General features: G+C 67.6%; 23 protein-coding genes and 1 tRNA gene. 16 read left to right on the top strand and 8 right to left on the bottom strand.

Annotated features, from left to right (window positions below; all coding sequences use genetic code 11):
- Window positions 1-15 precede the first annotated feature (15 nt).
- Window positions 16-450 carry a DMT family transporter gene (locus DSHI_RS13670; RefSeq protein ID WP_044027927.1) on the bottom strand — a complete coding sequence of 145 codons (435 nt, stop codon included), beginning with the start codon at window positions 448-450 and terminating at the stop codon, window positions 16-18.
- Window positions 451-592: 142 nt separating this feature from the next.
- Between DSHI_RS13670 and DSHI_RS13675 the strand changes: the two genes are divergently transcribed.
- Window positions 593-994 carry a c-type cytochrome gene (locus DSHI_RS13675; protein WP_012179355.1) on the top strand — a complete coding sequence of 134 codons (402 nt, stop codon included), beginning with the start codon at window positions 593-595 and terminating at the stop codon, window positions 992-994.
- A 47-nt stretch (window positions 995-1041) separates the two neighbouring features.
- Here the strand turns inward: DSHI_RS13675 and DSHI_RS13680 are convergent.
- Window positions 1042-1118, bottom strand: a tRNA-Met gene (locus DSHI_RS13680).
- Window positions 1119-1639: 521 nt separating this feature from the next.
- Here DSHI_RS13680 and urtA point away from each other — a divergent pair.
- From urtA to DSHI_RS13720, 8 genes are all read left to right on the top strand, one after another.
- Window positions 1640-2923: an urea ABC transporter substrate-binding protein gene (gene urtA, locus DSHI_RS13685; RefSeq protein WP_044028887.1), complete on the top strand. Its 1284-nt coding sequence runs from the start codon at window positions 1640-1642 to the stop codon at window positions 2921-2923.
- Between the two features lie 109 nt (window positions 2924-3032).
- A complete protein-coding gene (urtB, locus tag DSHI_RS13690; protein WP_050757847.1) occupies window positions 3033-4649 on the top strand; it encodes an urea ABC transporter permease subunit UrtB in 1617 nt (538 codons plus the stop codon).
- A gap of 301 nt (window positions 4650-4950) precedes the next feature.
- The gene (urtC, locus tag DSHI_RS13695) at window positions 4951-6054 is read left to right on the top strand and encodes an urea ABC transporter permease subunit UrtC (RefSeq protein ID WP_012179358.1); all 1104 of its coding nucleotides are present in this window, start codon (window positions 4951-4953) and stop codon (window positions 6052-6054) included.
- Window positions 6051-6788 carry an urea ABC transporter ATP-binding protein UrtD gene (gene urtD / locus DSHI_RS13700; protein WP_012179359.1) on the top strand — a complete coding sequence of 246 codons (738 nt, stop codon included), beginning with the start codon at window positions 6051-6053 and terminating at the stop codon, window positions 6786-6788. Before urtC ends, urtD begins: the two co-directional genes overlap by 4 nt.
- A 1-nt stretch (window position 6789) precedes the next feature.
- Window positions 6790-7485, top strand: a complete 696-nt coding sequence (gene urtE / locus DSHI_RS13705; RefSeq protein WP_012179360.1) for an urea ABC transporter ATP-binding subunit UrtE — start codon at window positions 6790-6792, stop codon at window positions 7483-7485.
- 476 nt (window positions 7486-7961) lie between these two features.
- Entirely contained in the window at window positions 7962-8651 is a 690-nt protein-coding gene (locus DSHI_RS13710) for a haloacid dehalogenase type II (RefSeq protein ID WP_012179361.1), read from the top strand.
- Window positions 8651-9475, top strand: coding sequence for an alpha/beta fold hydrolase (locus DSHI_RS13715; RefSeq protein WP_012179362.1), 825 nt, complete (start codon window positions 8651-8653; stop codon window positions 9473-9475). Before DSHI_RS13710 ends, DSHI_RS13715 begins: the two co-directional genes overlap by 1 nt.
- Window positions 9472-10464: a threonine ammonia-lyase gene (locus DSHI_RS13720; protein ID WP_012179363.1), complete on the top strand. Its 993-nt coding sequence runs from the start codon at window positions 9472-9474 to the stop codon at window positions 10462-10464. Before DSHI_RS13715 ends, DSHI_RS13720 begins: the two co-directional genes overlap by 4 nt.
- Before the next feature lie 73 nt (window positions 10465-10537).
- Here the strand turns inward: DSHI_RS13720 and DSHI_RS13725 are convergent, their stop codons facing one another.
- Entirely contained in the window at window positions 10538-10945 is a 408-nt protein-coding gene (locus tag DSHI_RS13725) for a hypothetical protein (RefSeq protein WP_012179364.1), read from the bottom strand.
- A 160-nt stretch (window positions 10946-11105) separates the two neighbouring features.
- Complete coding sequence (gene hemC / locus DSHI_RS13730) at window positions 11106-12062, bottom strand: hydroxymethylbilane synthase (protein ID WP_044027934.1); 957 nt, start codon at window positions 12060-12062, stop codon at window positions 11106-11108.
- Window positions 12063-12166: 104 nt separating this feature from the next.
- On the opposite strand from hemC, the gene hemE reads away from it, so the two are divergent.
- The 4 genes from hemE to DSHI_RS13750 all read left to right on the top strand — a co-directional run bounded on the left by hemE (window position 12167) and on the right by DSHI_RS13750 (window position 18063).
- On the top strand, window positions 12167-13201 hold the full coding sequence (gene hemE / locus DSHI_RS13735; protein WP_012179366.1) for a uroporphyrinogen decarboxylase: 1035 nt from the start codon (window positions 12167-12169) through the stop codon (window positions 13199-13201).
- 173 nt (window positions 13202-13374) lie between these two features.
- The gene (locus DSHI_RS13740) at window positions 13375-14589 is read left to right on the top strand and encodes an MFS transporter (RefSeq protein ID WP_012179367.1); all 1215 of its coding nucleotides are present in this window, start codon (window positions 13375-13377) and stop codon (window positions 14587-14589) included.
- Between the two features lie 54 nt (window positions 14590-14643).
- Window positions 14644-16362 carry a methionine--tRNA ligase gene (gene metG, locus DSHI_RS13745; RefSeq protein WP_012179368.1) on the top strand — a complete coding sequence of 573 codons (1719 nt, stop codon included), beginning with the start codon at window positions 14644-14646 and terminating at the stop codon, window positions 16360-16362.
- A 108-nt stretch (window positions 16363-16470) separates the two neighbouring features.
- Window positions 16471-18063, top strand: a complete 1593-nt coding sequence (locus DSHI_RS13750) for a response regulator (protein WP_012179369.1) — start codon at window positions 16471-16473, stop codon at window positions 18061-18063.
- A gap of 8 nt (window positions 18064-18071) precedes the next feature.
- Here the strand turns inward: DSHI_RS13750 and msrB are convergent, their stop codons facing one another.
- Complete coding sequence (gene msrB / locus DSHI_RS13755) at window positions 18072-18548, bottom strand: peptide-methionine (R)-S-oxide reductase MsrB (protein WP_012179370.1); 477 nt, start codon at window positions 18546-18548, stop codon at window positions 18072-18074.
- A 136-nt stretch (window positions 18549-18684) separates the two neighbouring features.
- On the opposite strand from msrB, the gene DSHI_RS13760 reads away from it, so the two are divergent.
- Entirely contained in the window at window positions 18685-19890 is a 1206-nt protein-coding gene (locus tag DSHI_RS13760; RefSeq protein WP_012179371.1) for a BaiN/RdsA family NAD(P)/FAD-dependent oxidoreductase, read from the top strand.
- Window positions 19891-20009: 119 nt separating this feature from the next.
- Window positions 20010-20993 (top strand): cobaltochelatase subunit CobS, encoded by a 984-nt coding sequence (gene cobS, locus DSHI_RS13765; protein WP_012179372.1) that lies wholly within the window; start codon window positions 20010-20012, stop codon window positions 20991-20993.
- Between the two features lie 60 nt (window positions 20994-21053).
- Here the strand turns inward: cobS and DSHI_RS13770 are convergent, their stop codons facing one another.
- From DSHI_RS13770 to DSHI_RS13780, 3 genes are read right to left on the bottom strand one after another with little or no spacing between them, the layout of a single operon-like run.
- Window positions 21054-21734: a class I SAM-dependent methyltransferase gene (locus tag DSHI_RS13770; protein WP_012179373.1), complete on the bottom strand. Its 681-nt coding sequence runs from the start codon at window positions 21732-21734 to the stop codon at window positions 21054-21056.
- Between the two features lie 16 nt (window positions 21735-21750).
- Complete coding sequence (gene pssA / locus DSHI_RS13775) at window positions 21751-22500, bottom strand: CDP-diacylglycerol--serine O-phosphatidyltransferase (RefSeq protein ID WP_012179374.1); 750 nt, start codon at window positions 22498-22500, stop codon at window positions 21751-21753.
- Entirely contained in the window at window positions 22497-23174 is a 678-nt protein-coding gene (locus DSHI_RS13780) for a phosphatidylserine decarboxylase (RefSeq protein ID WP_012179375.1), read from the bottom strand. The genes pssA and DSHI_RS13780 overlap by 4 nt, the downstream gene beginning before the upstream one ends.
- A gap of 442 nt (window positions 23175-23616) precedes the next feature.
- On the opposite strand from DSHI_RS13780, the gene DSHI_RS13785 reads away from it, so the two are divergent.
- Entirely contained in the window at window positions 23617-24933 is a 1317-nt protein-coding gene (locus tag DSHI_RS13785) for a DEAD/DEAH box helicase (RefSeq protein WP_044027935.1), read from the top strand.
- The last annotated feature ends 133 nt before the right edge of the window (window positions 24934-25066 follow it).

Genomic DNA, 25066 nt, shown 5'->3' on the forward strand with positions numbered 1-25066 from the left:
CGCGATCCGGAAAAGTCAGGCCTTCTGGGTCAGGTACACGCCCAGCGCCATCGCCGCGATACCCAGCGCCCGCGTCGTCTCCAACGGGGTCTGGCGCGCGCCGAACAGGCCGAAATGGTCGATCACCGCCGCCGAGGCCAGCTGCCCCAGCAGCACGAAGAAGACCGCGTTGCCGACCCCGAAACTCGGCGCCACATAGGTGATCGACAGCACGTAGAACGCCACCAGCACACCGCCCAGGAACAGATGCCGGGGCTGGGCCGCAAGCCCGTCGAACCCCTGCCGCCCCGTGGCCAGCATCACCACCGTCGTCGCACACAGCGCCACCAGGAACAGGATGAACGCCGCCGTGGCCGGCGCGCCGATCTGGCTGCCCAACCGGGCGTTGAGCGCCGCCAGCACCGGGATACCGATCCCGGCGAGCAGCATGACAAGGGCGTGTGTGGGCATCTGGGGGCTCCGCGATCCGTTCGGCCCATCCTGACCGCGCCCCGCCGTGGCGGCAAGCAAAGTTGCGCGAAATCAAGGAGTCGGAAACAAGACCCGGCTATGCTCGACCCGGAACGAGGCAGATTGCAGGAGGTATCTGGACATGCGTGAGCTTCTATTCGGACTGGGCACCGCCGCCATGCTGTTTTCCGGACCGGGCCTTGCGGACCCGGTGGACGAGGGGCGGCAGCTCTTTCGCGACTATTGCGTGACCTGCCACGGGATGGAGGGGCGTGGCGACGGGCCGATGACGCAGGTGCTCACCATCGCGCCCCCGGACCTTGCGCGGCTCAGCGTGGATAATGACGGGGTCTTCCCGGTCAGCCGCGTGGTCGCCCGGATCGACGGGCGCATGCCCATCCTGGGCCATGGCGGCCCCATGCCGGTCTTCGGGGATCTCTTCGACGGCGAAGCCGGCGCGCTGGACAGTGAAACCGGCGCCCCGATCCTGACCAGCCGCGCCATGGTCGCCGTGGTGGCGTACCTGCAATCCCTCCAGGACTGACCGCGCCCGCGGACCGCCTGCGATTGACATTTTCCAGGAAAGAAACCTGGTGGCGTGGGAGAGACTTGAACTCTCGACCTCACGATTATGAGTCGTGCGCTCTAACCAGCTGAGCTACCACGCCGCCGTGCGCGGGTGGGTATGCCACCGGGTTTGGGGCGTCAAGGGGCATTTCGCCCCCGGGGCGCGGATCACCGCCGCCACGCCCGGGACAGCTCACCCGCCCCCAGGACCCCCGACGCGCAACGCCGCCCTGCCCCGCCGCGAGTCTGTCGCGCCCGCGGATCGCCCGAAGACCCGGCTCCGGCAGGTTTCAGCCCATATTTCCGCCCGATAATTGCGCAAGCCGCTCATTTCACGAGCAAGAGACCCCCAACCCGGGGCCCATGCGGCGCCAGAACGCCCTTGACCCCCGATTCCCGGTTCTGCCCGGTGCCGTCCTGTCCGAAGTTGCAGGCGCCGCCCCGGCCCCCGGTCGATCGCGCGGCAAGGAAGGTGTGCGACGGCAAGGGTCCTGGCAGTTCTCTGCCGCCGCACTGGATGCAACACAGGTGTTGCAAGAGGGTATGTATGCAGATCCCGGCCCCGGTTCAATCCGCGGGCCCGCCCTGCCCTCCTGCGACGCGCTCTTTGGGAAACAAGCGCATGAAATTTTTCAACAAATCCTTGATGGCCGCTGGCGTCGCGACGGCCCTGCTGTCGACCACCGCCCTGGCCCAGGAAGACACGATCAAGGTCGGTATCCTGCACTCGCTGTCCGGCACCATGGCAATCTCCGAGACAACCCTGAAGGACGTCATGCTGATGCTCATCGAAGAGCAGAACAAGAAGGGCGGCATCAACGGCCAGATGCTCGAAGCCGTGGTCGTGGACCCCGCCTCCGACTGGCCGCTCTTTGCCGAAAAGGCCCGTGAGCTGATCGAGGGCGAAGGCGTCGACGTGGTCTTCGGCTGCTGGACCTCCGTGTCCCGCAAATCCGTCCTGCCCGTGTTCGAGGAGCTGAACTCGATCCTCTTCTACCCCGTCCAGTACGAGGGCGAGGAAAGCCAGCGCAACGTGTTCTACACCGGGGCGGCTCCGAACCAGCAGGCGATCCCGGCGGTCGACTACCTGATGAACGAGGAAGGCGTCGAACGCTGGGTGCTCGCGGGCACCGACTACGTCTATCCCCGCACGACCAACAAGATCCTCGAAGCCTACCTGCAGTCCAAGGGCGTCGCCCCCGAGGACATCATGATCAACTACACGCCCTTCGGCCATTCCGACTGGCAGACCATCGTCTCCGATATCGCCACCTTCGGCTCGGCGGGCAAGAAAACCGCCGTGGTCTCGACCATCAACGGCGACGCCAACGTGCCGTTCTACAAGGAGCTGGGCAACCAGGGCATCTCCGCCGAAGACATCCCCGTGGTCGCCTTCTCCGTGGGTGAGGAAGAGCTGGCCGGTCTCGACACCGAGCCGCTCGTGGGCCACCTGGCCGCATGGAACTACTTCATGTCCGTGGACACGCCGGAAAACGACGCGTTCATCGACACCTGGATCGAATTCATCGGCGACGAGAACGAAGTCACCAACGACCCGATGGAGGCCCACTATATCGGCTTCAACATGTGGGTGAAGGCCGTCGAGGCCGCGGGCACCACCGACCCGGATGCGGTGATCGACAGCATCGTGGGCGTGTCCGTGCCGAACCTGACCGGGGGCCTCTCGACCATGCTGCCCAACCACCACATCACCAAGCCGGTGCTGGTGGGCGAGATCCAGGATGACGGCCAGTTCGACGTGGTCTGGGAAACCCCCGGCCTGGTGCGCGGGGATGCGTGGTCCGACCACCTGCCCGAGAGCGCACCGCTGATCTCCAACTGGCTGCCGCCCATGTCCTGCGGCAACTTCAACACCGAAACCGGCACCTGCGGCGGCGGCTCCTGAGCCCCGCCCCGACCGCGCCCCGCAAGGGGTGCGGTCCCGCCTGACCCGGTGCGCGGCCCCGATGCGGGCCGCGCCTCCGAGAAACCCGACCTGCGCCCCCGAGAGAGACATGACAATCCTTCGCCTGTGCCTTGCAGTCCTGTTGACCTGCCTTGCCACGCTGACCGCCCCCGGCCCCGCCGCGGCCCAGAGCTTCGAGGACCTCGTCGCCGACCTGCCCGAGGGGAAGTTCGCCGAGCGCAGCGCCGTAGTCGCCCGGCTTGCCGCCCTGGGCGATCCCCGGGCCGTGCCCGTGCTGGAGGTGCTGCGCGACGGCAATCTGCATGTGCTGAAATCCAACGGCGCCGTGGTCGCCATTCGCGAGATCGCGGGCGATGACGTGGCCTACGACGCGATCACCGGCGCGGAATACGGCATCGTGCCCCGGCGCGGCGCCACCAAGATCCGCGTCAATAACGGCCTGCGCCGGGACATCCGGGCGGCCATCGGCACCCTGACCCTGCGGGCGCCGGACCCCGCCCTGCGCCTGGCCGCCGCCGAGGCCGCTTTTTCCGCGCCGGACCCCGACCAGCTGGACCTGTTGCGCGCCGCGCGGGAGGCCGAGAACACCGGCACGGTGGCCGAGGCCCTGGACTACGCCATCGCTGCCACCCTGATCGCCGCCGACGCCCCCGAAGCCGAGCAGGTCGCGGCCATCGAAGTCCTGCGCGAGATGGGCAACCAGGACGCGCTCTCGATCCTCACCCCGCTGCTGCAAGCCACCAACCCGGTGCTGGCCCAGGCCGCCGCCGACGCGCTCGCCGCCATCGAGGCCAATCAACGGTTCTGGAACATGGCGCAGAACGTGTGGTTTGGCCTCTCGCTCGGCTCGGTGCTGCTGCTGGCGGCCATTGGGCTTGCGATCACCTTCGGGGTGATGGGCGTGATCAACATGGCCCATGGGGAGCTGGTGATGATCGGCGCCTACACCACCTTCTTCGTCCAGGAGATCATCCGCACCTCCTTTCCGCACCTCTTCGACTGGTCGCTCCTGATCGCGGCCCCCCTGGCCTTCGCGGTCGCGGGCGCCGTGGGCGTCGCGATCGAGCGGGGCTGCGTGCGCTTCCTCTATGGCCGCCCGCTGGAGACGTTGCTGGCCACCTGGGGGATCAGCCTGATCCTGCAACAGACCGTGCGCTCGATCTTCGGGCCGAACAACCGCGAGGTGGGCAACCCCAGCTGGATGTCCGGCGCTTTCGAGGTGGGCCAGATGACGATCACCTACAACCGGCTGTGGATCCTGCTCTTTGCCCTGGCGGTCTTCGCGGTGCTCCTCTTCGTGCTGAAGAAAACCGCCATCGGTTTGCAGATGCGGGCAGTCACGCAAAACCGCGCCATGGCGGCCAACATGGGCATCCGCACGGGCTGGGTCGATGCCATGACCTTCGGGCTGGGCGCGGGCATCGCCGGGCTCGCGGGCGTGGCGCTGAGCCAGATCGACAATGTCTCCCCGAACCTCGGGCAGAGCTACATCGTAGACAGCTTCATGGTCGTGGTCTTCGGCGGCGCCGGGAACATCTGGGGCACGCTGGCGGCGGCCTTCAGCCTCGGGATCGCCAACAAGTTCCTGGAGCCCTACGCGGGCGCGGTGCTGGCCAAGATCCTGGTGCTCGTGTTCATCATCCTCTTCATCCAGAAGCGGCCCCGCGGGCTCTTCGCGGTGAAGGGCCGGGCGGTGGAGAACTGACCATGACGCGCGTGATTTCCCTAACCGATCCTTACGCGACCGCGCGGAGGTGCCCGACACTTGCCCGACACATGTCCGACGCAGGCCCGACGCCGATCCGACACGGTCGGACGGCCATTCTCGGGACACCCGAGCAGGCGGCAACATGGCTCTCCCGCCCCCGGCTTTCGGACCGCTGCGCCGCCCCTCACCCGGCGTTGGGCCCGGCCGGCCGCTGCGCGTCCGGCAGGGACGCGGGCGGCCGCACGAAGCGCTTCGAGGCTGCCTCTCTGCCCTTCCGATCCCATGGGAGGATCGCCCCATGACCCGCCTTGTCGACCGCCGCATGGGCATCTTCCTGACCGGCCTCTTCATCCTCACCGTGGCCATCCCCGCGGGCAACCTGTGGATGGAGGGCCAGCCCGTCCCCTCCTACATCGTCAGCCTGCTGGGCAAGTACCTGTGCTATGCGCTGCTCGCCGTCGCGCTGGACCTTGTCTGGGGCTACACGGGCATCCTGTCGCTGGGTCACGGGGCCTTCTTCGCGCTTGGTGGCTACGCCATGGGCATGCACCTGATGCGCGAGATCGGCGACCGCGGCGTCTATGCCAATCCCGAGTTGCCCGACTTCATGGTTTTCCTGAATTATCAGGAGCTTCCATGGTTCTGGTACGGGTTCGACCAGTTCTGGTTCGCCTGCCTGATGGTGCTTCTGGTACCCGGTGCGCTGGCCTTCGTCTTCGGCTGGTTCGCCTTCCGCAGCCGGGTGACCGGCGTCTACCTGTCGATCATCACGCAAGCCATGACCTATGCCCTGATGCTGGCGTTCTTCCGCAACGAGATGGGCTTCGGCGGCAATAACGGCCTGACGGATTTCAAGGACGTGCTGGGCTTCGATCTGCAATCGGACGCCACCCGCGCGGGCCTCTTCGTACTCTCGGCCCTGGCGCTGACGGCGGGGCTGCTGATCTCCAAGGCGATCACCAAGTCCAAGCTCGGCCAGATCCTCGTCTGTGTCCGGGATTCGGAGGCCCGCACGCGGTTTCTCGGCTACCGGGTGGAGCGCTACAAGCTCTTCGTCTGGGTAGTCTCGGCGATGATGGCGGGGGTCGCGGGCGCGCTCTACACACCCCAGGTGGGCATCATCAACCCCGGCGAGTTCAGCCCCGCCAACTCCATCGAGATCGTGATCTGGGTCGCCCTCGGCGGCCGCGGCACCCTCGTCGGCGCGGCCATCGGCGCCATCCTCGTGGCGGCCGCCAAGACCCTTCTGACGGGCTGGTTCCCCGAGATCTGGCTCTTCGCCCTCGGCGCGCTCTTCATCTTCGTGACGATCTTCATGCCCAAGGGCGTGCTGGGCGTCGTCGAGAACACCTTGAAACGCAAGAAGAAACCAGAGCCGGAACCGAGGGAGGCAGAGGCATGAGCATTCAGCTTTCCCTCAACGGCGTGAACCGCAGCTTCGACGGGTTCAAGGCAATCAACAACCTCAGCCTCACGGTCGAGAAGGGCGAGTTACGCGCCATCATCGGCCCCAACGGCGCGGGCAAGACCACGATGATGGACATCATCACCGGCAAGACCCGGCCCGACGAGGGCGAGGTTCTGTGGAACCAGACCGTGGACCTGACCCGCACCGACGAGGCCGACAGCGCCAATCTCGGCATCGGGCGCAAGTTCCAGAAACCCACCGTGTTCGAAACCCACACCGTGGCCGACAACATCGCGCTCAGCCTGAAGGCAGACCGGGGCATCTGGGCCACGCTCTTCAACCGGCGCACCGCCGCCGAGGAGGCGCGGATCACCGAGCTGCTCGAACTGGTCAAACTCGACGGTGACCGCGACCGGCTGGCCGCCGACCTGAGCCATGGCCAGAAGCAGTGGCTGGAGATCGGGATGCTGCTCGCCCAGGACCCGGAACTCTTGCTGGTGGACGAACCTGCTGCGGGCATGACCGACGCCGAGACCATGCGCACCGCCGAGCTTCTGCGCGGTATCGCGGGCAAGCACACGGTGATCGTGGTCGAACACGACATGGATTTCGTCCGCGCGCTTGACTGCCGTGTGACGGTGCTGCACCAGGGCCATGTGCTGGCCGAAGGCTCGCTGGACCATGTCTCCGCCAACCCACAAGTCATTGAAGTCTATCTGGGCCGCTAAGATGCTGAACATCGACAATATCGACCTCCATTATGGCGCGGCGCAGGCCTTGCGCGGGGTCTCCATTTCCGCCGAGCCGGGCAAGGTCACCACCGTGCTGGGCCGCAACGGGGTGGGCAAGACCACGCTCCTGCGCGCCATCACGGGTCGACAGCCGATCTCGGCGGGCCGGATGGATTGGGAAGGCACCGATTTGTCGACCCTGCGCGCCGATGCCCGCGCCCGCGCCGGGATCGCCTCGGTCCCCCAGGGGCGGGAAATCTTCCCACTGCTGACGGTGCAGGAGAACCTGGAAACCGGCTTCGGCGCTTTGCCCCGCGCCCTGCGCCACGTCCCGGACGAAGTGTTCACCCTGTTCCCGGTGCTCAAGGACATGCTGGGTCGCCGTGGCGGAGACCTGTCGGGCGGGCAACAACAGCAGCTTGCCATCGGTCGGGCGCTGGTGATGCGGCCGCGCCTCTTGGTACTCGACGAGCCGACCGAGGGCATCCAGCCCTCGATCATCCAGGATATCGGCCGCGCGATCAGCTACCTGCGCGACCGGGGCGACATGGCGATCTTGCTGGTGGAGCAGTACTTCGACTTCGCCCGCGACCTCTGCGACAGCTTCGCTGTGATGGATCGCGGTCAGATCGTGAAATCCGGCACGCGCGACTCCATGGATGAGGCAGAGCTGCGCGGCCTTCTGACGGTGTAACTTCCCGCAGGACCGCGCCAGCGTCCGGGCTTCACAGCGTCCCGAACAGGCGGAGTCGTGGCTCTCCCGCACCCGGTCCACGCCCCTTGCGGGGCTGGACCGGCGTTGGGCCCGGCCGCCGCTACGCGGCGGTGGGCCCGCCCCGAAGGCCCTTCTGACGCGCCTCCGACCTTGCGTTTCGGACGCCACAGACCCTTCCATGCGCTCCGCGTATGTCTTCTTCTGTGCAAAAATACTCCGGGGGTGTGGGGGCAGCGCCCCCACGCAGATCGGGGGGTGCGGGGGGCTTGCCCCCCGCCGGGGCGACGCGCATCGCGCGGCGCAATACCATGCCAAACCGTCCAGCACCCAGGAACAGTGCATCGTCAACCGGGCGACGCGCGCAGCGCGGCGCAAAACCTGACCCGCCGTCCATCCGGGTCTTGCCCTTCCCGCCCCGCAACGTCACCTTGGCCCCGACGAAGGACCCACGCCCCATGCCCATCACCACCTGCATTTTCGACGCCTATGGCACCCTGTTCGATGTCAGCGCCGCCGCCCGCGAAGCCGCCGCGGAGCCCGGGCGCGCCGCCTTCGCCACCCGCTGGCCGCAGATCGCGCGGGACTGGCGGCTCAAGCAACTGCAATACACCTGGCTCCGCGCCATCACCGGGGACCATTGCGATTTCTGGCAGGTCACGCAGGACGGCCTCGACTGGGCGCTGGAGGCCGCGGGCCTCGGCGACGATGCGGAGCTGCGCGAACGCCTGCTGCAGCTCTACTGGGAGCTGTCGGCCTACCCGGAGGTGCCCGCCATGCTCGGCGCGCTCAAGGACCAGGGCCTGAACACGGGCATCCTGTCCAATGGCGCGCCGGACATGCTCGCAGGCGCGGTGGACAGCGCCGGGATCGGGGCGCTGCTCGACGATGTGCTCAGCGTCGAATCGGTCAGCATCTTCAAGCCCGCGCGGCTGGTCTATGACCTCGTCGGCGCGCGCTTCGGCTGCAGCCCGGAGCAGGTGATGTTCGTCTCCTCCAACGGCTGGGACGCGGCGGCGGCCGCCGCCTACGGGTTCCGCGCGGTCTGGGCCAACCGCGCCGAAGAGCCCGTCGACCGCCTGCCCGCGGTGCCCGACCGGATCGTCGCCGACCTCCGCCCGCTTCCCGTCCTCGTGAAAGAGCTCTGATGCCCCAGATCACCGCCCCCGACGGCACCCGCCTGCATTACACCGACGAGGGGGCGGGCATCCCGCTGCTGTGCCTGTCGGGCCTGACCCGGACCACCCGGGATTTCGACTACGCCCTGCCCCACCTGACCGGCGCGCGGGTGATCCGGATGGACTTCCGCGGCCGGGGGCAAAGCGACTGGGCCGACCACAGGTCCTACACCCTGCAACAGGAGGCCGCGGACGCGCTGCAACTGCTCGACCATCTCGGGCTGGACAGGGCGGCGATCCTCGGCACTTCCCGCGGCGGGCTGATCGCCATGGGGCTGGGGCTGGGGGCGCGGGAGCGACTGCTGGGCGTGTGCCTCAACGATATCGGGCCCGAGCTTGACCCCAAGGGGCTGGAGGTGATCATGGGATACCTGGGCCGCAACCCGGCCTATGCCACCCATGCCGAGATGGCCGCGGCCATGCCCGGGCTGATGACCGGCTTTGCCAATGTGCCCGCGAGCCGCTGGCTTCAGGAGGTGCAAAAACACTATACCGAAACCCCGCGCGGGCTGCAGATCACCTATGATCCGAAGCTCCGCGATGCCGTCGAGGAGGCCGGGGCCACGGCGGCCACGGACCTCTGGCCGTTCTTCGAGGCGCTGGCGGGGCTGCCCGTGGCGGTGATCCGGGGGGCGAATTCGGACCTTCTGAGTGCGGCGACCGTGGCCGAGATGGCGCGCCGCCACCCGGGCCTGATCGCCGCCGAAGTGCCGGACCGCGCGCATATTCCCTTCCTCGACGAGCCGGAGTCGGGCGCGGCCCTGCGCGCCTTTCTTGCCGCCGTGCCCCCATGAGCGGCGCCCCGGATTTCGACCGGATCAAGGCGGCGGAGGCGCGGCTGGACGGGCATGTCCGGCGCACGCCGATCCTGAGCGCGCCCGCGCTCGATGCGCTTGCCGGGCGCCGGGTGCTGGTCAAGGCCGAGTGCCTGCAGCACACCGGCTCCTTCAAGGCGCGGGGCGGCTGGGCGGCGGTCTCGGCGCTGCCCGCGGCGGTGCGGGCGCGCGGAGTGATCGCCTGTTCCAGCGGCAACCACGCCCAGGGGGTGGCCCGCGCGGCGGCGGCCCATGGCACGCGGGCGCTCATCGTGATGCCCGGCGATGCGCCTGCGCCGAAAGTGGAGAACACCCGCGCCCTCGGGGCGGAGGTCGTGTTCTACGACCGGGCGCGGGAGGATCGGGACGGGCTGACCGCGACTTTAGCGGAGCGCGACGGGCTGACCCTGATCAAACCCTATGACGACACCGAGGTGATCGCGGGTCAGGCCACCACCGGGCTGGAGATCGCCGCCCAGGCCGCTGCGGAAGGCGTCCACGCGGCGGAGGTGCTGGTGTGTTGCGGCGGCGGCGGGTTGAGCGCGGGGATCGCCCTCGCCCTGGCCGAGACCGCGCCACGGATGCGCGTCCGGCCGGTGGAGCCGGACGGCTTCGACGACATGGCCCGCTCGCTCGCGGCGGGCACACGGCTGGCCAACAGCGCGCGCGACGGCTCGATCTGCGACGCGATCCTGACCCCGATGCCCGGCGAGATCACCTTCCCCGTGCTCGCGTCGCGGGCGGGACCGGGGCTCGTGGTGACCGAGGGTGAGGTGCTGCGGACCATGAAGCTGGCCTTCCAGCACTTGAAACTGGTGCTGGAGCCGGGCGGCGCGGTGGCCCTCGCGGCGGCACTGTTCCGCCCCGACGCGCTCTCCGGCGACGCGGTCATTGCCGTGGCCACCGGGGGCAATGTCAGCGCCGAGGTCTTCGCCCGCGCCCTGAGCATGCCTCCGACCCGCGCCTGACGCCCCGCTTCATCGTTGCAAAAATACTCCGGGGGCGTCGCGTCCGCGACGGGGGCAGCGCCCCCTGCGGCGGTCAGGCCGCCTCGAGCCGTTCGGCCAGCCCGTTCACCAGGTAGGCGAGCGAGGCACGCTTGCCCCGTTGCACCCGGCTGGAGATCAGGAAGGCGACGCTGGCACTGTCACAGGCGATGGAGCGGTCCACCAGCCGCAGCAGCCAGGTTTCGTCGAAAGTCACGCTGCGGGCGTCGGGGCCGTGCCATTCGGGGGCGCGGCCCAAGGCCTGCTCCAGGGTGCGGGCCACGGCATCGGCGAAATCATGGGCCGAGGCCTCTTCGCGCAGGGAAAGCACCGCGCAGGCCTTGAAGAGGTCGAGCCGCGCGGCGCTGCGCGATGCATCCGCCCGACGGCGGATCAAGGCCAGAACCTCCTGAGCGCGGTCCGCGTCGAGGGGCGGGGAAATGGGCTCTTCTGGGGTCAACATTCCGGGATCCGATTCTGCAACTGTCCTAACCGCGCGACACCGGACCGACAGGGCCGGTATCGCGTGACACAGTTTGGCAGAGTTCCCGGCAATCCAAAGGGACGTCGCGCCGCAGCGCAGCAATCGGTCGCAGCCTCGGGCATCAAACGCCCGTTTCAGGTCACGCGTGCGCCGTCAGCCAGCTGAAAAACCCGTCGGGCGCGCGGGCGCGGAGGCGTTCGGCCACCTCCCTGCCCATTTTTGCGGCATCTTCCACCGGTGCGGTTTCGGAATCGCTCAGCACTTCGGAGCCATCGGGGCGCAGAATTTCGGCACGCAAGTGAATCGAGCCGCCGTCAAGCTCCGCCAGACCGGCGATCGGGGTCTGGCACGAGCCGTCCAGGGCCGACAGGTAGGCGCGCTCGCAGGCCAGGCGGTGTCCGGAAGGTCCGTCGTGGATCGCGGCCAGCATTTCGGCCGCACGCGGATCATCGGCGCGCCGTTCGATCCCGATGCAGCCCTGGGCGACCGCGGGCAGCATGTCTTCGGGCGCAATCGCGCTGCGCGGGACCTCGTCCATGCCGAGCCGGTTCAACCCCGCCATGGCAAGAAAGGTCGCATGGGCCACGCCGTCGCCGAGTTTCTTCATCCGGGTCTGCACATTGCCGCGGAACTCGACCAGTTGCAGGTCCGGGCGCCGATGGGCCAGCTGCGCGCGCCGCCGCAGGGAACTGGACCCGACCACGGCCCCCTCGGGCAGATCCGCCAGCGTGCCCCCGTCGAGCGTCACGAAGGCGTCGCGCACGTCCTCGCGCGGCAGGTAGGTGTCGAGTGCCAGTCCCGCGGGCGTGTCCACGGGCATGTCTTTCATCGAATGCACCGCGATGTCGATGCTCCCGTCCAGCATGGCGTCCTCGATTTCCCGGGTGAACAGGCCCTTGCCGCCGATCTCGCTCAGCGAGCGGTCCTGGATCCGGTCCCCGGTGGTCTTGATGACCACGATCTCGAAGGCCTCCTCCGGCAGGTCGAACGCGGCCGACAAACGGGCCCGCGTCTCATGGGCCTGGGCCAGCGCGAGCAGCGAGCCGCGTGTGCCGATTTTCAAGGGTGAATCGGGGGTCGGGAGTGTGATAGTCATGGTCGCATCTCTATAAGTGTCAACTTGACTTGACAACCCATTTTGCGCCATCAAGCTGACATCACGGCGGGATCTCAGTATCCCCATACTAAGGAACGACCTCGATGACTGACAGAAAAAAACTCCTCCGTTCTCTGGATGGAGAGGTGCAAAAGGTCCCACCCATCTGGATGATGCGCCAGGCGGGGCGGTATTTGCCCGAATATCGCGCCACGCGGGCGGAGGCCGGGGATTTTCTGTCGCTGTGCTACAACTCGGAGCTGGCCGCCGAGGTGACCCTGCAGCCGATCCGCCGCTACGGGTTCGATGCGGCGATCCTGTTCGCCGATATCCTGCTGATCCCGGACGCGCTGGGGGCGGATTTGTGGTTCGTGACCGGCGAGGGGCCGCGCCTGTCGACCATCGAGACCATGGAAGAGTTCAACAAGCTCAAGCCCGCCGACGAGGTCCATGACCATCTCGCCCCGATCTACGAGACCGTGCGGATCCTGTCGCGCGAGTTGCCCGCCGAGACCGCGCTGATCGGCTTTGCCGGGGCGCCCTGGACCGTGGCGACCTACATGATCGCCGGGCGCGGGACGCCCGACCAGGCCCCGGCGCACAAGCTGATGCGCGAGGCGCCCGAGGTGTTCGACGCGCTGATGGACCGGCTGACCGAGGCGACCATCGCGTACCTCTCGATGCAGATCGAGGCGGGGGCCGAGACGGTGAAGATCTTCGACAGCTGGGCCGGGTCGCTGAAGGGCGAGGCGTTCACGAAATACGCTCTGGAGCCGACGAAAAAGATCATCGCCGCGCTGAAGACGAAACATCCCGACACGCCGATCATCGCCTTCCCGCGCGAGGCGGGCGACGGCTATATCGGCTTTGCCAAGGCCACGGGGGCCGATTGCGTCGCACTGGACAATTCCGTCTCGGCGGCCTGGGCGGCCGAGCATGTGCAGGTCGATGGCTGCGTGCAGGGCAACCTGGCCTCGTCGCACATGGTGACCGGCGGGCAGGCCCTGGTGGACGAGACCCGCGAGATCGTGCAGGCGTTCTCCAAGGGCCCGCATATCTTCAACCTCGGCCACGGGATCACACCCGATGCGGACCCCGAGAACGTGCAACTGATGATCGACACCGTGCGCAGCGCCTGAGCGGGGGCAAGAATTTTACTTAAAATTCTTGCCCCGCGGCGCGGCATCTTTCGGGCTCTGAGGGCGCACCGCGCGCCGCAGGCTCAAAACCGACACGGGCGCGTCGAAATCGGCCGCCCCGGGCTGCGCCTTCGGTGCCATAGGGGGGGCCTGTCCTGCCCGCCCCGGTTCCCATGCGCGTACTGATCACTTTTGCCGCCCTTTTCGCCTCCGTCGCCCTGTTGCAGGTGTCGTCGGGCGCGGTCGGGCCCCTGGATGCGCTTTCCGGCGCGGTTCTCGGGTTTTCCAATGCCGAGATCGGCATGCTCGGTTCGGCCCATTACATCGGGTTCTTCATCGGCTGCTGGGGTGCACCACGCCTGCTGGGCACGGTGGGCCATTCGCGCGCCTTCGCGGCCTTCACCGCCGCGGGCGCCATCGGGCTGCTGGCGCATATGATGGTGGTGCATCCCTTGGCCTGGGCCGGGCTGCGGGTCACCACGGGGCTGTGTGTCGCGGGCTGCTACACGATCATTGAAAGCTGGCTGAATGCGCGGCTGACCAACGAGACGCGGGGCCGGGCGACCGGGCTCTACCGGGTGGTGGACCTGGGTGCGGCGCTGATCGCGCAGCTGATGATCGCGGTGCTGCCCCCGGCGGAGTACGTGTCCTACAACCTGCTGGCGATCCTGTGCTGCATGGCGCTCCTGCCCATCGCCCTGACCCAGGCGAGCCAGCCCGCGGTGCCCAAGGCCCCGCGCCTGCGCCCTGCCCTCGCCCTCGCCAAATCCCCCCTGGCGGCGGCGGCGGTGATCGTGGCGGGGCTGACCAGTGCAGCCTTCCGCATGGTCGGCCCGATCTACGGTCAGGATGTGGGCCTGCGCTCGGACCAGATCGGGCTCTTTCTGGCCGCCTACGTGTTGGGCGGGGCGCTGGCGCAGTATCCCACGGGCTGGCTCGCGGATCGGTTCGACCGGCGCAGGGTGCTGATCGCCCTGTCGGTCGCCGCCATCGCCAGCTGCGCCATCACGATCCACACCCAGAGCGCCGGGACGCTGGCGGTGTTCGGCGCGGCGCTTCTGTTCGGGGTGACGACCTTTCCGATCTTCTCGGTCGCCGCCGCCCATGCCCATGATTTCGCCAGCGATGACGAGCGGGTGGAGCTGTCGGCGGCATTGATGTTCATGTTCGCCGTGGGCGCGATTGCCAGCCCGCTGGTCTCGTCGCTCTTGATCGAGGCGCGGGGGCCGATGGCGCTCTTCGTGTTCCTGGGTCTGGGGCATCTCGTGTTGGTGGTGTTCGGCCTGGCGCGGATGCGGGTGCGGCCGGCACCGCAGGAGCGTACGGATTACGTCTATACCCCGCGCACCAGCTTCACCATCGGACGGCTTCTGGGCCGCAAGCGCTAGACCTCACCGCGCCCCTGCGCTACCTCGGGCGGGCACGTCACAAAGGCCCGATCCATGGCACGTATACTCATCACCTCCGCGATTCCCTACATCAACGGCATCAAGCATCTGGGCAATCTCGTGGGCAGCCAGCTGCCTGCGGACCTCTATGCCCGCTATGCCCGTGCGCGTGGACATGAGGTGATGTTCATCTGCGCCACGGACGAGCATGGCACCCCGGCCGAGCTGGCCGCGGCCAAGGCGGGCAAGCCGGTGGCGGAGTATTGTGCCGAGATGCACGCGGTCCAGTCGGATATCGCGAAACGCTTCGGGCTGAGCTTCGATCATTTCGGCCGCTCCTCGTCGGAGCGCAACAAGGCGCTGACCCAATATTTCGCGGGCAAGCTGGCCGAGAACGGGCTGATCGAGGAGGTCTCGGAAAAGCAGGTCTATTCCCATGCGGACGGCCGGTTCCTGCCGGACCGGTACATCGAGGGCACCTGCCCCAATTGCGGCTACGACAAGGCCCGCGGCGACCAGTGCGAGAACTGCACCAAGCAGCTCGACCCCACGGACCTGATCGACCCGCGCAGCGCAATCTCCGGCTCCACCGACCTGGAGGTGCGGGAGACCAAGCACCTCTATCTGCGCCAATCCGCGTTGAAGGACCAATTGGACGCCTGGATCGACAGCAAGACCGACTGGCCGATCCTGACCACGTCGATCGCGAAGAAATGGCTCCATGATGGCGACGGGTTGCAGGACCGGGGCATCACCCGGGATCTCGACTGGGGCGTGCCGGTGAAGAAGGGAACCGAGGATTGGCCGGGGATGGAGGGCAAGGTCTTCTACGTCTGGTTCGACGCGCCCATCGAGTACATTGCCGGGACCGCCGAATGGGCCGATGCCAACGGGCTGGACGATGCGGCATGGGAACGCTGGTGGCGCACGGACAAGGGCGCGGACGAGGTGCGCTACGTGCAGTTCATGGGCAAGGACAACGTGCCCTTCCACACCCTGAGCTTCCCGGCCACGATCATGGGCTCGGGCGATCCCTGGAAGCTGGTGGATTACATCAAGTCGTTCAACTACCTGACCTATGACGGGGGGCAGTTCTCGACCTCCCAGGGGCGGGGCGTGTTCATGGACCAGGCGCTGGAGATCCTGCCGGCGGATTACTGGCGCTGGTGGCTGCTGAGCCACGCGCCGGAAAACTCCGATTCCGAGTTCACATGGGAGAATTTCCAGGCCTCGGTGAACAAGGATCTCGCCGATGTGCTGGGCAATTTCGCCAGCCGCGTGACCAAGTTCTGCCGGTCGAAATACGGCGAAGAGGTGCCTGCGGGCGGTGCCTATGGGCCCGCCGAGGAGGCGCTGATCGCCGAGTTGACCACCAAGCTGCGCGCCTATGAGGGGCACATGGACGCCATGGAGGTGCGCAAGGCCGCGGCCGAGTTGCGCGCGATCTGGGTTGCGGGCAACGAGTACCTGCAAGCCGCCGCCCCCTGGAGCGTGTTCAAGACTGACCCGGACGCGGCGGCGGCGATCATCCGGCTGGGGCTGAACCTGGTGCGGTTCTACGCGGTGCTGTCGCAGCCTTTCATCCCGGATGCCAGTGCCGCCCTGCTGCGCGCCATGAAGGCCGAGGACGCCGGCTGGCCCGGGGACGTGGCAGAGGCGCTTGCCGCCCTGCCCGCGGGCCATGCCTTCGCGGTGCCCGAGGTGACCTTTGCCAAGATCTCCGACGCGGATCGGGAGGCCTGGGCCGAGAAGTTTTCCGGCACGCGCGACTAAGCTTTATTTGCATATTGCAACCGGGAATGCGAAGGTTCCCCTTGGGAAGACGATGATGTTCTGGCCGGGGGAATTCTGTCTCCGGACGCCACTCTAAGGACACAGTGTATGCCTGAGGCAACGCTCAAGGGGCTTGACGACCACGCCGCGAACCCGTTCCTCGAGTTCTTCGGCAAGGCGCCTGTACTGATGCATTCTGTGGATCGGGACGGCGTCATCGTGGCGATCAGCGCCTATTGGGCGGCCCGGCTCGGCTACAGCCCCGATGACATGATCGGCCGGTCGATCATGGAGTTCATGGTACCCGAATCGGCGAACCGTGCCCGGACCGAGGTCATGCCGACCCTGCTGCGGACATCTTCGGTGGACAAGATCCGGCACACGTTCCTGCGCCAGGACGGCACGCCGTTCCACGCCCTTGTCTCGGCCGTGGTGCTGCGCGACGCGGACGGCGCCTTCCTGCGCACCCTGTCGATTGTCAGTGCCGATGACGGGACGGACGGGCTGCAGCAGGACCTGCAGGCCGCCCTGATCAGGGCCGAGGATGCCAGCCGCGCCAAGAGCCGGTTCCTGGCCGCCATGAGCCACGAGATCCGCACCCCGATGAACGCCATTCTCGGTTTTGCGCAGCTGTTGCGGCTGTCGGACCTGGACGAGAAGCGGCGCGGCCATGTGGATGCGATCATCGCGGCGGGCGGGCAGTTGATGAACCTGCTGACCGACCTGCTGGATCTGAGCCACATGGAAACCGGGCGCATGCGGATCGAAAGCCGCGCGACGGACCTGATGCCGCTTTTGGACCAGGTGGCGGACTGGTGGTACAGCTCGGTCAGCGAGAAGGGCCTGACCCTGCAGGTCGAGATCGACGACCGGATGCCGGCCCGTGTGCTGACCGACCCGGTGCGGCTGCAACAGGTGCTCAACAACTTCATGGCCAACGCCCTGCGCTATACCGACCGGGGCACGATCACCCTGCGTGTGCGGGAAATCAGCCGCAGCGACAGCTTCTCGCGCCTGCGGCTGGAGGTCGAGGATACCGGGATCGGGATCTCGGAAGAGCAGCAGGCGTTGCTGTTCCGGCCCTTCGTGCAGATCGAGAGCGATTTCGGCAAGGATCGCGGCGGCTGGGGCCTTGGCCTGTCGATCTGCCACAACATCGCCGCGGCCATGAGCGCCGATATCGGCGTGACCTCGCAGCCCGGCGCGGGCGCGACCTTTCATTTCGAGCTGACGCTGCCGCTGGAGCCCTGCCCCGAGCCGCGCGAGACCCCACAGCCCCATCCCGCCCGGGCGCCCCGGGGGCCGTCGGCCAAGGTGCTGGTGGCCGAGGACAATCCGCTGAACCAGAACGTGATGGAGGCGATGCTGCGCGATCTCGGGCACGAGGTGCGCGTGGTCTCCAACGGGTTCGAGGCGGTCGAGGCGATCCTGTCGGAGAGTTTCGACCTGGTGTTGATGGACATCACCATGCCCGGGCTTGACGGGTTGGGGGCGACGGCGCAGATCCGCACCTCGGGGCCGGAAAAGAGCAAGGTGCCGATCATCGCCTGCACCGCCCATGTGGGCGGCGACGTGCAGGCGCGCTACCGCGATGCGGGGATCGACGGGTTCCTGCCCAAGCCGGTGGACCCGCGCGCCCTGGAAGCCGCGATCAACAGCGCCGTCTCGGGCGGCGCCTTCTCGCACGGTCCCGGAACCTAGCGGCGCGCTCAGGCCGGTTTGAACGTCAGCGCGACCCCGTTGAGGCAATGCCGTTTGCCCGTGGGCTGCGGCCCGTCATCGAACACATGGCCCAGATGCCCGCCACAGCGGCGGCAATGGACCTCGGTGCGCAGATAGATCAGCTTGCGGTCCGCCTTGGTGCCGATGGCCTCCTCCAGCGGTGCCCAGAAGGACGGCCAGCCCGTGCCGCTGTCATACTTGGTGGTCGACGGATAGACCGGCAGGTCGCATCCCGCGCAGTGATAGATCCCGGCGCGGGTCTCGTCGTTCAGGGGGCTGGTAAAGGGGCGCTCGGTCCCCTCCTTGCGCAGCACCTTGAACTGCGCCGGTGTCAGGCGCGCGCGCCACTCCGCCTCGGTCAGGGTGATCTCGAACGGGCCGGCGCTGGCCTGCAGGCCGCGGGGCAGGATCGCGGCGCTGGCGAGAAGTCCGGCGGTGGCGGCGAGGAAATGGCGACGGTTCATGGGGCATCCTTTCGGTCGTGTCCCGGCTATATAAGCGCGGGGGCGGCCACCTGTCGCGATTGCGTCATCCCTGTCACGGGCTTGTGTGGACCCGTGAGGGCTTGCACCTCGGGCGGCTCTGGGCCATCCCGCGCCCATGGCACAACCCGCTGACAGTTTCGAGACCGTGATCCTCGGCGCCGGGGCCGCGGGCATGATGTGCGCGGCCCATGCAGGGCCCGGGGTGCTGGTGCTGGATCACAGCGCCAATCCGGGCGAGAAGATCCGCATCTCGGGCGGGGGGCGGTGCAACTTCACCAACATGTATGCGGGGCCGGAGAACTTCATCTCCGCAAACCCGCATTTCGCCAAATCCGCGCTCAGCCGTTACACTCAATGGGATTTCATCGACCTGGTGGCGCGGCACGGCATTCCCTATCACGAAAAGACCCTGGGGCAGCTTTTCTGTGACACTTCCGCCAAGGACATCATCGCGATGCTGCTGGCGGAGATGGACCGGGCGGGCGCGGTGCTGTGGTTGCGCAGCACGCTCGACGAGATCGCCCATGACGGCAGCCGGTTCCGGCTGTCGGTGACGCGGGAGGGGCGGTCCGTGCGCGTGACCGCGCGGCAGGTGGTGGTGGCCTGCGGCGGCAAGTCGATCCCCAAGATCGGAGCGTCGGACCAGGGCTACCGCATCGCGCGGCAGTTCGGCCATGCCCTGACCGAGACGCGGCCCGCGCTGGTGCCGCTCACGTTCGGGGCGGAGGCCGCGTTCGCCGAGTTGTCGGGCCTTGCCAGCCCCGCCCGGGTGACCGCCAATGGCACCAGTTTCGACGAGGCGCTTCTCTTTACCCATCGCGGGCTGTCGGGACCGGCGATCCTGCAGGCGTCGTCCTACTGGCGCGAGGGCGACGGGATCACCGTGCGGCTGTGCCCCGAGACCGACTTCTTCACCGCCCTCCGCGACCGGCGCGCCCGGGCCGGGCGGCGGGACCTGGCCACGGTGCTGACGGAATGGCTTCCGAAGCGGCTGGCCCAGACCATCGCCGCGCAGGTGGGCGCCACCGGCAACCTGGCCGACCTGAGCGACACGCGGTTGCGCGAGATCACCGCGGCGCTGACCGACTGGCACCTGAAACCCACGGGCACCGAGGGGTATCGCAAGGCCGAAGTGACCCTTGGCGGCGTGGAGACCGCGGCCCTGTCGTCGCGCAGCATGGAGAGCGCGCATCAGCCCGGGCTCTACTTCATCGGCGAGGTGGTGGACGTGACCGGCTGGCTCGGCGGGTACAACTTCCAGTGGGCCTGGTCCTCGGGCTGGGCCGCGGGCCAAGAGATCGCGGCCCGCGCGGGCGGCTGATCTGCCAAAAACCGCTATTGCGTCCCGGTCTCCCCCTTTCCCTCCGCGTCCCCTACGATATGTTGCGCACAAACACGTGCCGGATCCCTCTGGCGCGACTCACAAGATTCGGGGACAGCATGGCAGACGGTGGCTTGGATATCGGTAAACCCACGGAAGAAATCTCGGTGCGGGAGGTGTTCGGTATCGACACGGACATGAAGGTCAAAGGCTTCTCCGAACGCTCCGACCGCGTGCCGGATATCGACCCGACCTACAAGTTCGACCCCGACACCACCCTGGCCATCCTGGCCGGGTTTTCCCACAACCGTCGGGTGATGATCCAGGGCTATCACGGCACAGGCAAATCCACCCATATCGAACAGGTCGCCGCACGGCTGAACTGGCCCTGCGTGCGGGTCAACCTCGACAGCCATATCAGCCGGATCGACCTGATCGGCAAGGACGCGATCAAGCTCAAGGACGGGGTGCAGGTCACCGAATTCCACGAGGGCATCCTGCCCTGGGCCCTGCGCAACCCCACGGCCATCGTGTTCGACGAATACGACGCGGGCCGGGCGGATGTGATGTTCGTGATCCAGCGGGTGCTGGAGGTGGACGGCAAGCTCACGCTGCTCGACCAGAACGAAGTGATCACGCCGAACCCTTATTTCCGCATCTTCGCCACGGCCAATACCGTCGGGCTCGGGGATACGACGGGGCTCTATCACGGTACCCAGCAGATCAACCAGGGCCAGATGGACCGCTGGTCCCTGGTGGCGACCCTGAACTACCTGCGCCACGATGCGGAGGCCGCCATCGTGCTGGCCAAGAACCCCCATTACAACACCGAAAAGGGCCGCAAGATCGTGGGGCACATGGTCACCGTCGCGGACCTGACCCGGACCGCGTTCATGAACGGTGACCTGTCGACGGTGATGAGCCCGCGGACGGTCATCGCCTGGGCCCAGAATGCCGAGATCTTCCGCAATGTGGGCTACGCCTTCCGGCTGACCTTCCTCAACAAATGCGATGAGCTGGAGCGCGAGACCGTGGCAGAGTTCTACCAGCGCTGCTTCGATGAGGAACTGCCCGAAAGCGCGGCCTCCAACGCGATCACCTGACACCCGGGCTGCAAGACCCACCCGGGCACGGCAGCGCAAGACACCGTGCCCGGACGCGGGTTACGCGATGGGTTCCGCGACCGCCTCCGCAGCACGGGGCGACGCCTCCGGCAGCTTGACCTCGGGCACCGGCTTTTCCAGCACCACCAGCGTCATGACGCCGAGGGGCGGCAAGGGCTCGTAATGCGCCACCCGCAGGCCAGGTGCCTCGGTCACGATCTCGCGCTCGAAGTCCGAATGCCAGCCCACCGTGCCCGGGATCGACGAGATCGCCCGCTCTGCCAGGTGCAACAAACCTGTCTCCCGCGCGAAATGGTTCGCCACCACGATCTCGCCCCCGGGGCGACAGACGCGCGTCATCTCGGCCATGACCCGGTGCGGCTCGGGCACCACCGACAGCACGTGCATGGCCAGCACCGTGTCGAAATGATCGTCCGGGAAGTCCATGTCCCGCGCATCCATGCGGTGCAGCTCCGGCGTGACCGGCAGATTGCCCTGCGCGGCCTTGTCCTGCGCGCGGGCGAGCATGTCCGCACTGTAGTCGATGCCGGTCACGGGGCGGCCCTCGGGATAGAGGCCCAGGGACAATCCCGTCCCGACCCCGACCTCCAGAACCGAGCCATCGCGGCCCGAGACATACTCCATCGTTCGACGGCGGGCGACCGAGGTCAGCTTGCCGAATGACCAGTCATATATGGGTGCCCAGCGGGCATAGGCAGTTTCAACTTGTTCAGGGCGCATAGCCTCTCCGGGTCTGTTACGACCCTGCTCCGGGTCGCCGCATGAGCAGCGCCCAGATCACAACGCCCACGTATACGAGGCACAGGATCACCAATGTCGTCCAAGCAAAAGTAAACAGTGCGGCGACGACTGCCACAAATCCGACCAAAAAAAACTTAACATTTTCGCGTGAGACCCGCGCGGTCTTGAAAGACCAGGTTGGAATCCGGCTGATCATCAGCAGCCCGACCCCCATCATGTAGAGCATGATCAGCACCGGCGGGAAGAGCGGTTCCTCCCCCACGGAGAAGGAGGCGAACATCGGCAGCATGACCAGCGCCGCGCCCGCGGGGGCCGGTACGCCGGTGAAAAACTCCGACAGCTTGCTGGCCCCCTCGTCGGATTTGGAGGTGGCGTTGAACCGTGCCAGGCGCACCACGCAGCAGACGGTGAAGACCAGCACCGAGATCCAGGCCGCACCGCGCATGTCCTGCAGCGCCCAGAAATACAGGATCAGCGGGGGCGCGACCCCGAAGTTCAGAAAATCCGCCAGGCTGTCGAGTTCGGCGCCCATCTCGCTGTCGCTGCCCAGCGCGCGGGCAAGGCGCCCGTCCAGCCCGTCCAGCACCGCCGCCAGCAGGATCAGCAGCACCGCGGGCTCGTAATTGCCGTCCACCCCGAAGCGGATCGCCGTCAGCCCCGCGCAGATCGCGGCCACCGTCAGCATGTTCGGCAACAGGTTGGTGATCGAGAACTCGGTGCGCGGGCGGCGGGGCGGGCGTGTCATGCTGCGCGGCCTCCGGCGCCCAGCTCCGCCAGCACGGTTTCGCCCGCGACCATGGTCTGCCCGACCGAGACCAGTGGCTGCACGCCCTGGGGCAGGTAGACATCCACGCGGCTGCCGAAGCGGATCAGACCGAACCGCTCGCCGGCCGCGAGGGTTTCGCCGCCCTTGACGAAGCTGACGATGCGCCGGGCCACCAGCCCCGCGATCTGCACCATGGCGATCTGGCGGCCATCGGCCATCTCGACACAGATCGAGTTGCGCTCGTTATCCTCGCTGGCCTTGTCGAGCGAGGCGTTGAGGAACTTGCCCGGCCGGTAGGCCACGGCCTTCACCGTCCCGGGCACGGGCGTGCGGTTCACGTGGCAGTTGAACACGTTCATGAAGACGCTGACCCGGGTCAGGGGGGTGTCGGCCATGCCCAGCTCCGCCGGGGGCACGGCCTGCTCGATCAGCGAGACGACCCCGTCCGCGGGGCTGATCACCAGCCCGTCGCGCTGCGGCGTCACCCGCTCGGGGTCGCGGAAGAAATAGTAGCACCACACCGTCGCACCGACCCCGATCCAGCCCAGAGGCTCCCACACGATGAAGAGCGCGAGGGCAATGGCCCCGAAAATCGCCACGAACTTGCGGCCCTCGGGATGCATCGGCTTGATGAAGGTGTCGGTCATGCGCATGGGCGCGGCTCTCCGCTATGTCTGATCCCCAACAGCGCTAGGGCCAATCTGCGCTGTTTGCAACCACCCCGGCCAGGCGTCGCGGCGTCAAATATCCCTCGAATGCGCGGCTCCCCATTGACCTTTGGGCAAAACTCCCCCATGTGCTGCTGAGCATTGCAGGCCTGCCGCGTGAGCAGAACTGTCCGGCCTCAGGGTCGTTGCGGTCCCCGGATCGCAGACAGATGCCAGCATGCCTCTCCGACCGGTTCCCATTCACGCCTGGGTCCAGAGGGTCACGGCGCAGCGCGTCCTTGACCCGGAACCCGAGCGCCGCAGACGCGGCCAAACGCCGTCGCGCGCCTTGCCGAGGCAGCGCGTCCCTGTACATGCCGCGTGCCGAAACCGGCCGCGCGCATCCCCCATAGCCACGCCGATTGCGTGGCGCGAAAGGACATATCCTTTGGATTTCGACATGCTGGGGCTCTCGCCCCGCCTCGTGGCCGGCCTTGCCGCCCAGAACATCACCGACCCGACCCCGATCCAGACCCGCGCGATCCCGCACGGGCTCAACGGGCGCGACGTGCTGGGCATCGCCCAGACCGGCACCGGCAAGACCGCGGCCTTCGGGCTGCCCCTGCTCGATGCGCTGATGAAGGCGGGCACCAAGCCTGCGCCGCGCACCTGCCGCGGGCTGATCCTCGCCCCCACGCGGGAATTGGTGAGCCAGATCTGTGAGAGCCTGCGCGCCTTCACCGAAGGCTCCCATCTCAAGCTGCAGGTGATCGTGGGCGGTGTTGCCATCGGCCCGCAGATCAAGCGCGCCGAGCGGGGCGCCGACCTGATCGTGGCCACGCCCGGCCGTCTGATCGACCTGCTGGACCGCAAGGCCCTGCGCCTGAGCGAAACCAGGTTCCTGGTGCTGGACGAGGCCGACCAGATGCTGGATCTCGGCTTCATCCATGCCCTGCGCAAGATCGCGCCGCTCCTGCCCGCGGAACGCCAGACCATGCTGTTTTCGGCCACCATGCCCAAGCAGATGGAAGAGCTCAGCCGCGCCTACCTGACTGATCCTGCGCGGGTCGAGGTCGCGCCTCCGGGCAAGATCGCCGACAAGATCACCCAGTCGGTGCATTTCGTCGAACAGGGCGCCAAGACGCAGCTGCTGATCGACCTTCTCGGCAATCACCGGGACGAGTTGGCGCTGGTCTTCTCGCGCACCAAGCACGGGGCCGACCGGCTGGCGCGCAAGCTGAGCAACGCGGGCTTCGAGACCGCCGCGATCCACGGCAACCGCAGCCAGGGCCAGCGGGAGCGCGCGCTCAAGGCCTTCCGCGAGGGCACGCTCAAGGTGCTGGTGGCCACGGATGTGGCTGCCCGGGGGATCGACATCCCCGATGTGCGCTTCGTCTACAATTTCGACCTGCCCAACGTGCCGGAGAATTTCGTGCACCGGATCGGCCGGACCGCCCGCGCGGGCCGCGATGGCCAGGCGGTCGCCTTCTGCGCGCCCGAGGAAATGGGCGAGCTGCGCGCGGTGCAGAAGGTCATGGGCCTGACCCTGCCCGTGGCCGGCGGCACCCCGTGGGAGGTGATGGACGAGCCGTCCAAACCCCGCCGCGGCGGCGGTGGTCGCGGGCGCGGCCCCGGCGGTGGTGGGGGCCAGCGTCGCGGCAGCGGCGGCGGCAAGCCGACCGGCCAGGGCAAGCCCCAGCCGAAGCCCCAGGGCAAACCGGCCAACAAGCGCCGCCGCCCCCGGCGCGCCCGCGCCGCGGCGTAACCGCTCAGCCACGAACGGCCTGACCCGAAATCCGGGTCAGGCCCCGGGCCCCTAGCGCCCCTTGCGCGGCGCGCTTGCGGCTTCAGTGTTCCGAAAAAATCTCACGACGCAACGCCCTGAGTTCCGCCGAAGG

The sequence above is a fragment of the Dinoroseobacter shibae DFL 12 = DSM 16493 genome (genome assembly GCF_000018145.1).
Classification (GTDB): Bacteria; Pseudomonadota; Alphaproteobacteria; order Rhodobacterales; family Rhodobacteraceae; genus Dinoroseobacter; species Dinoroseobacter shibae.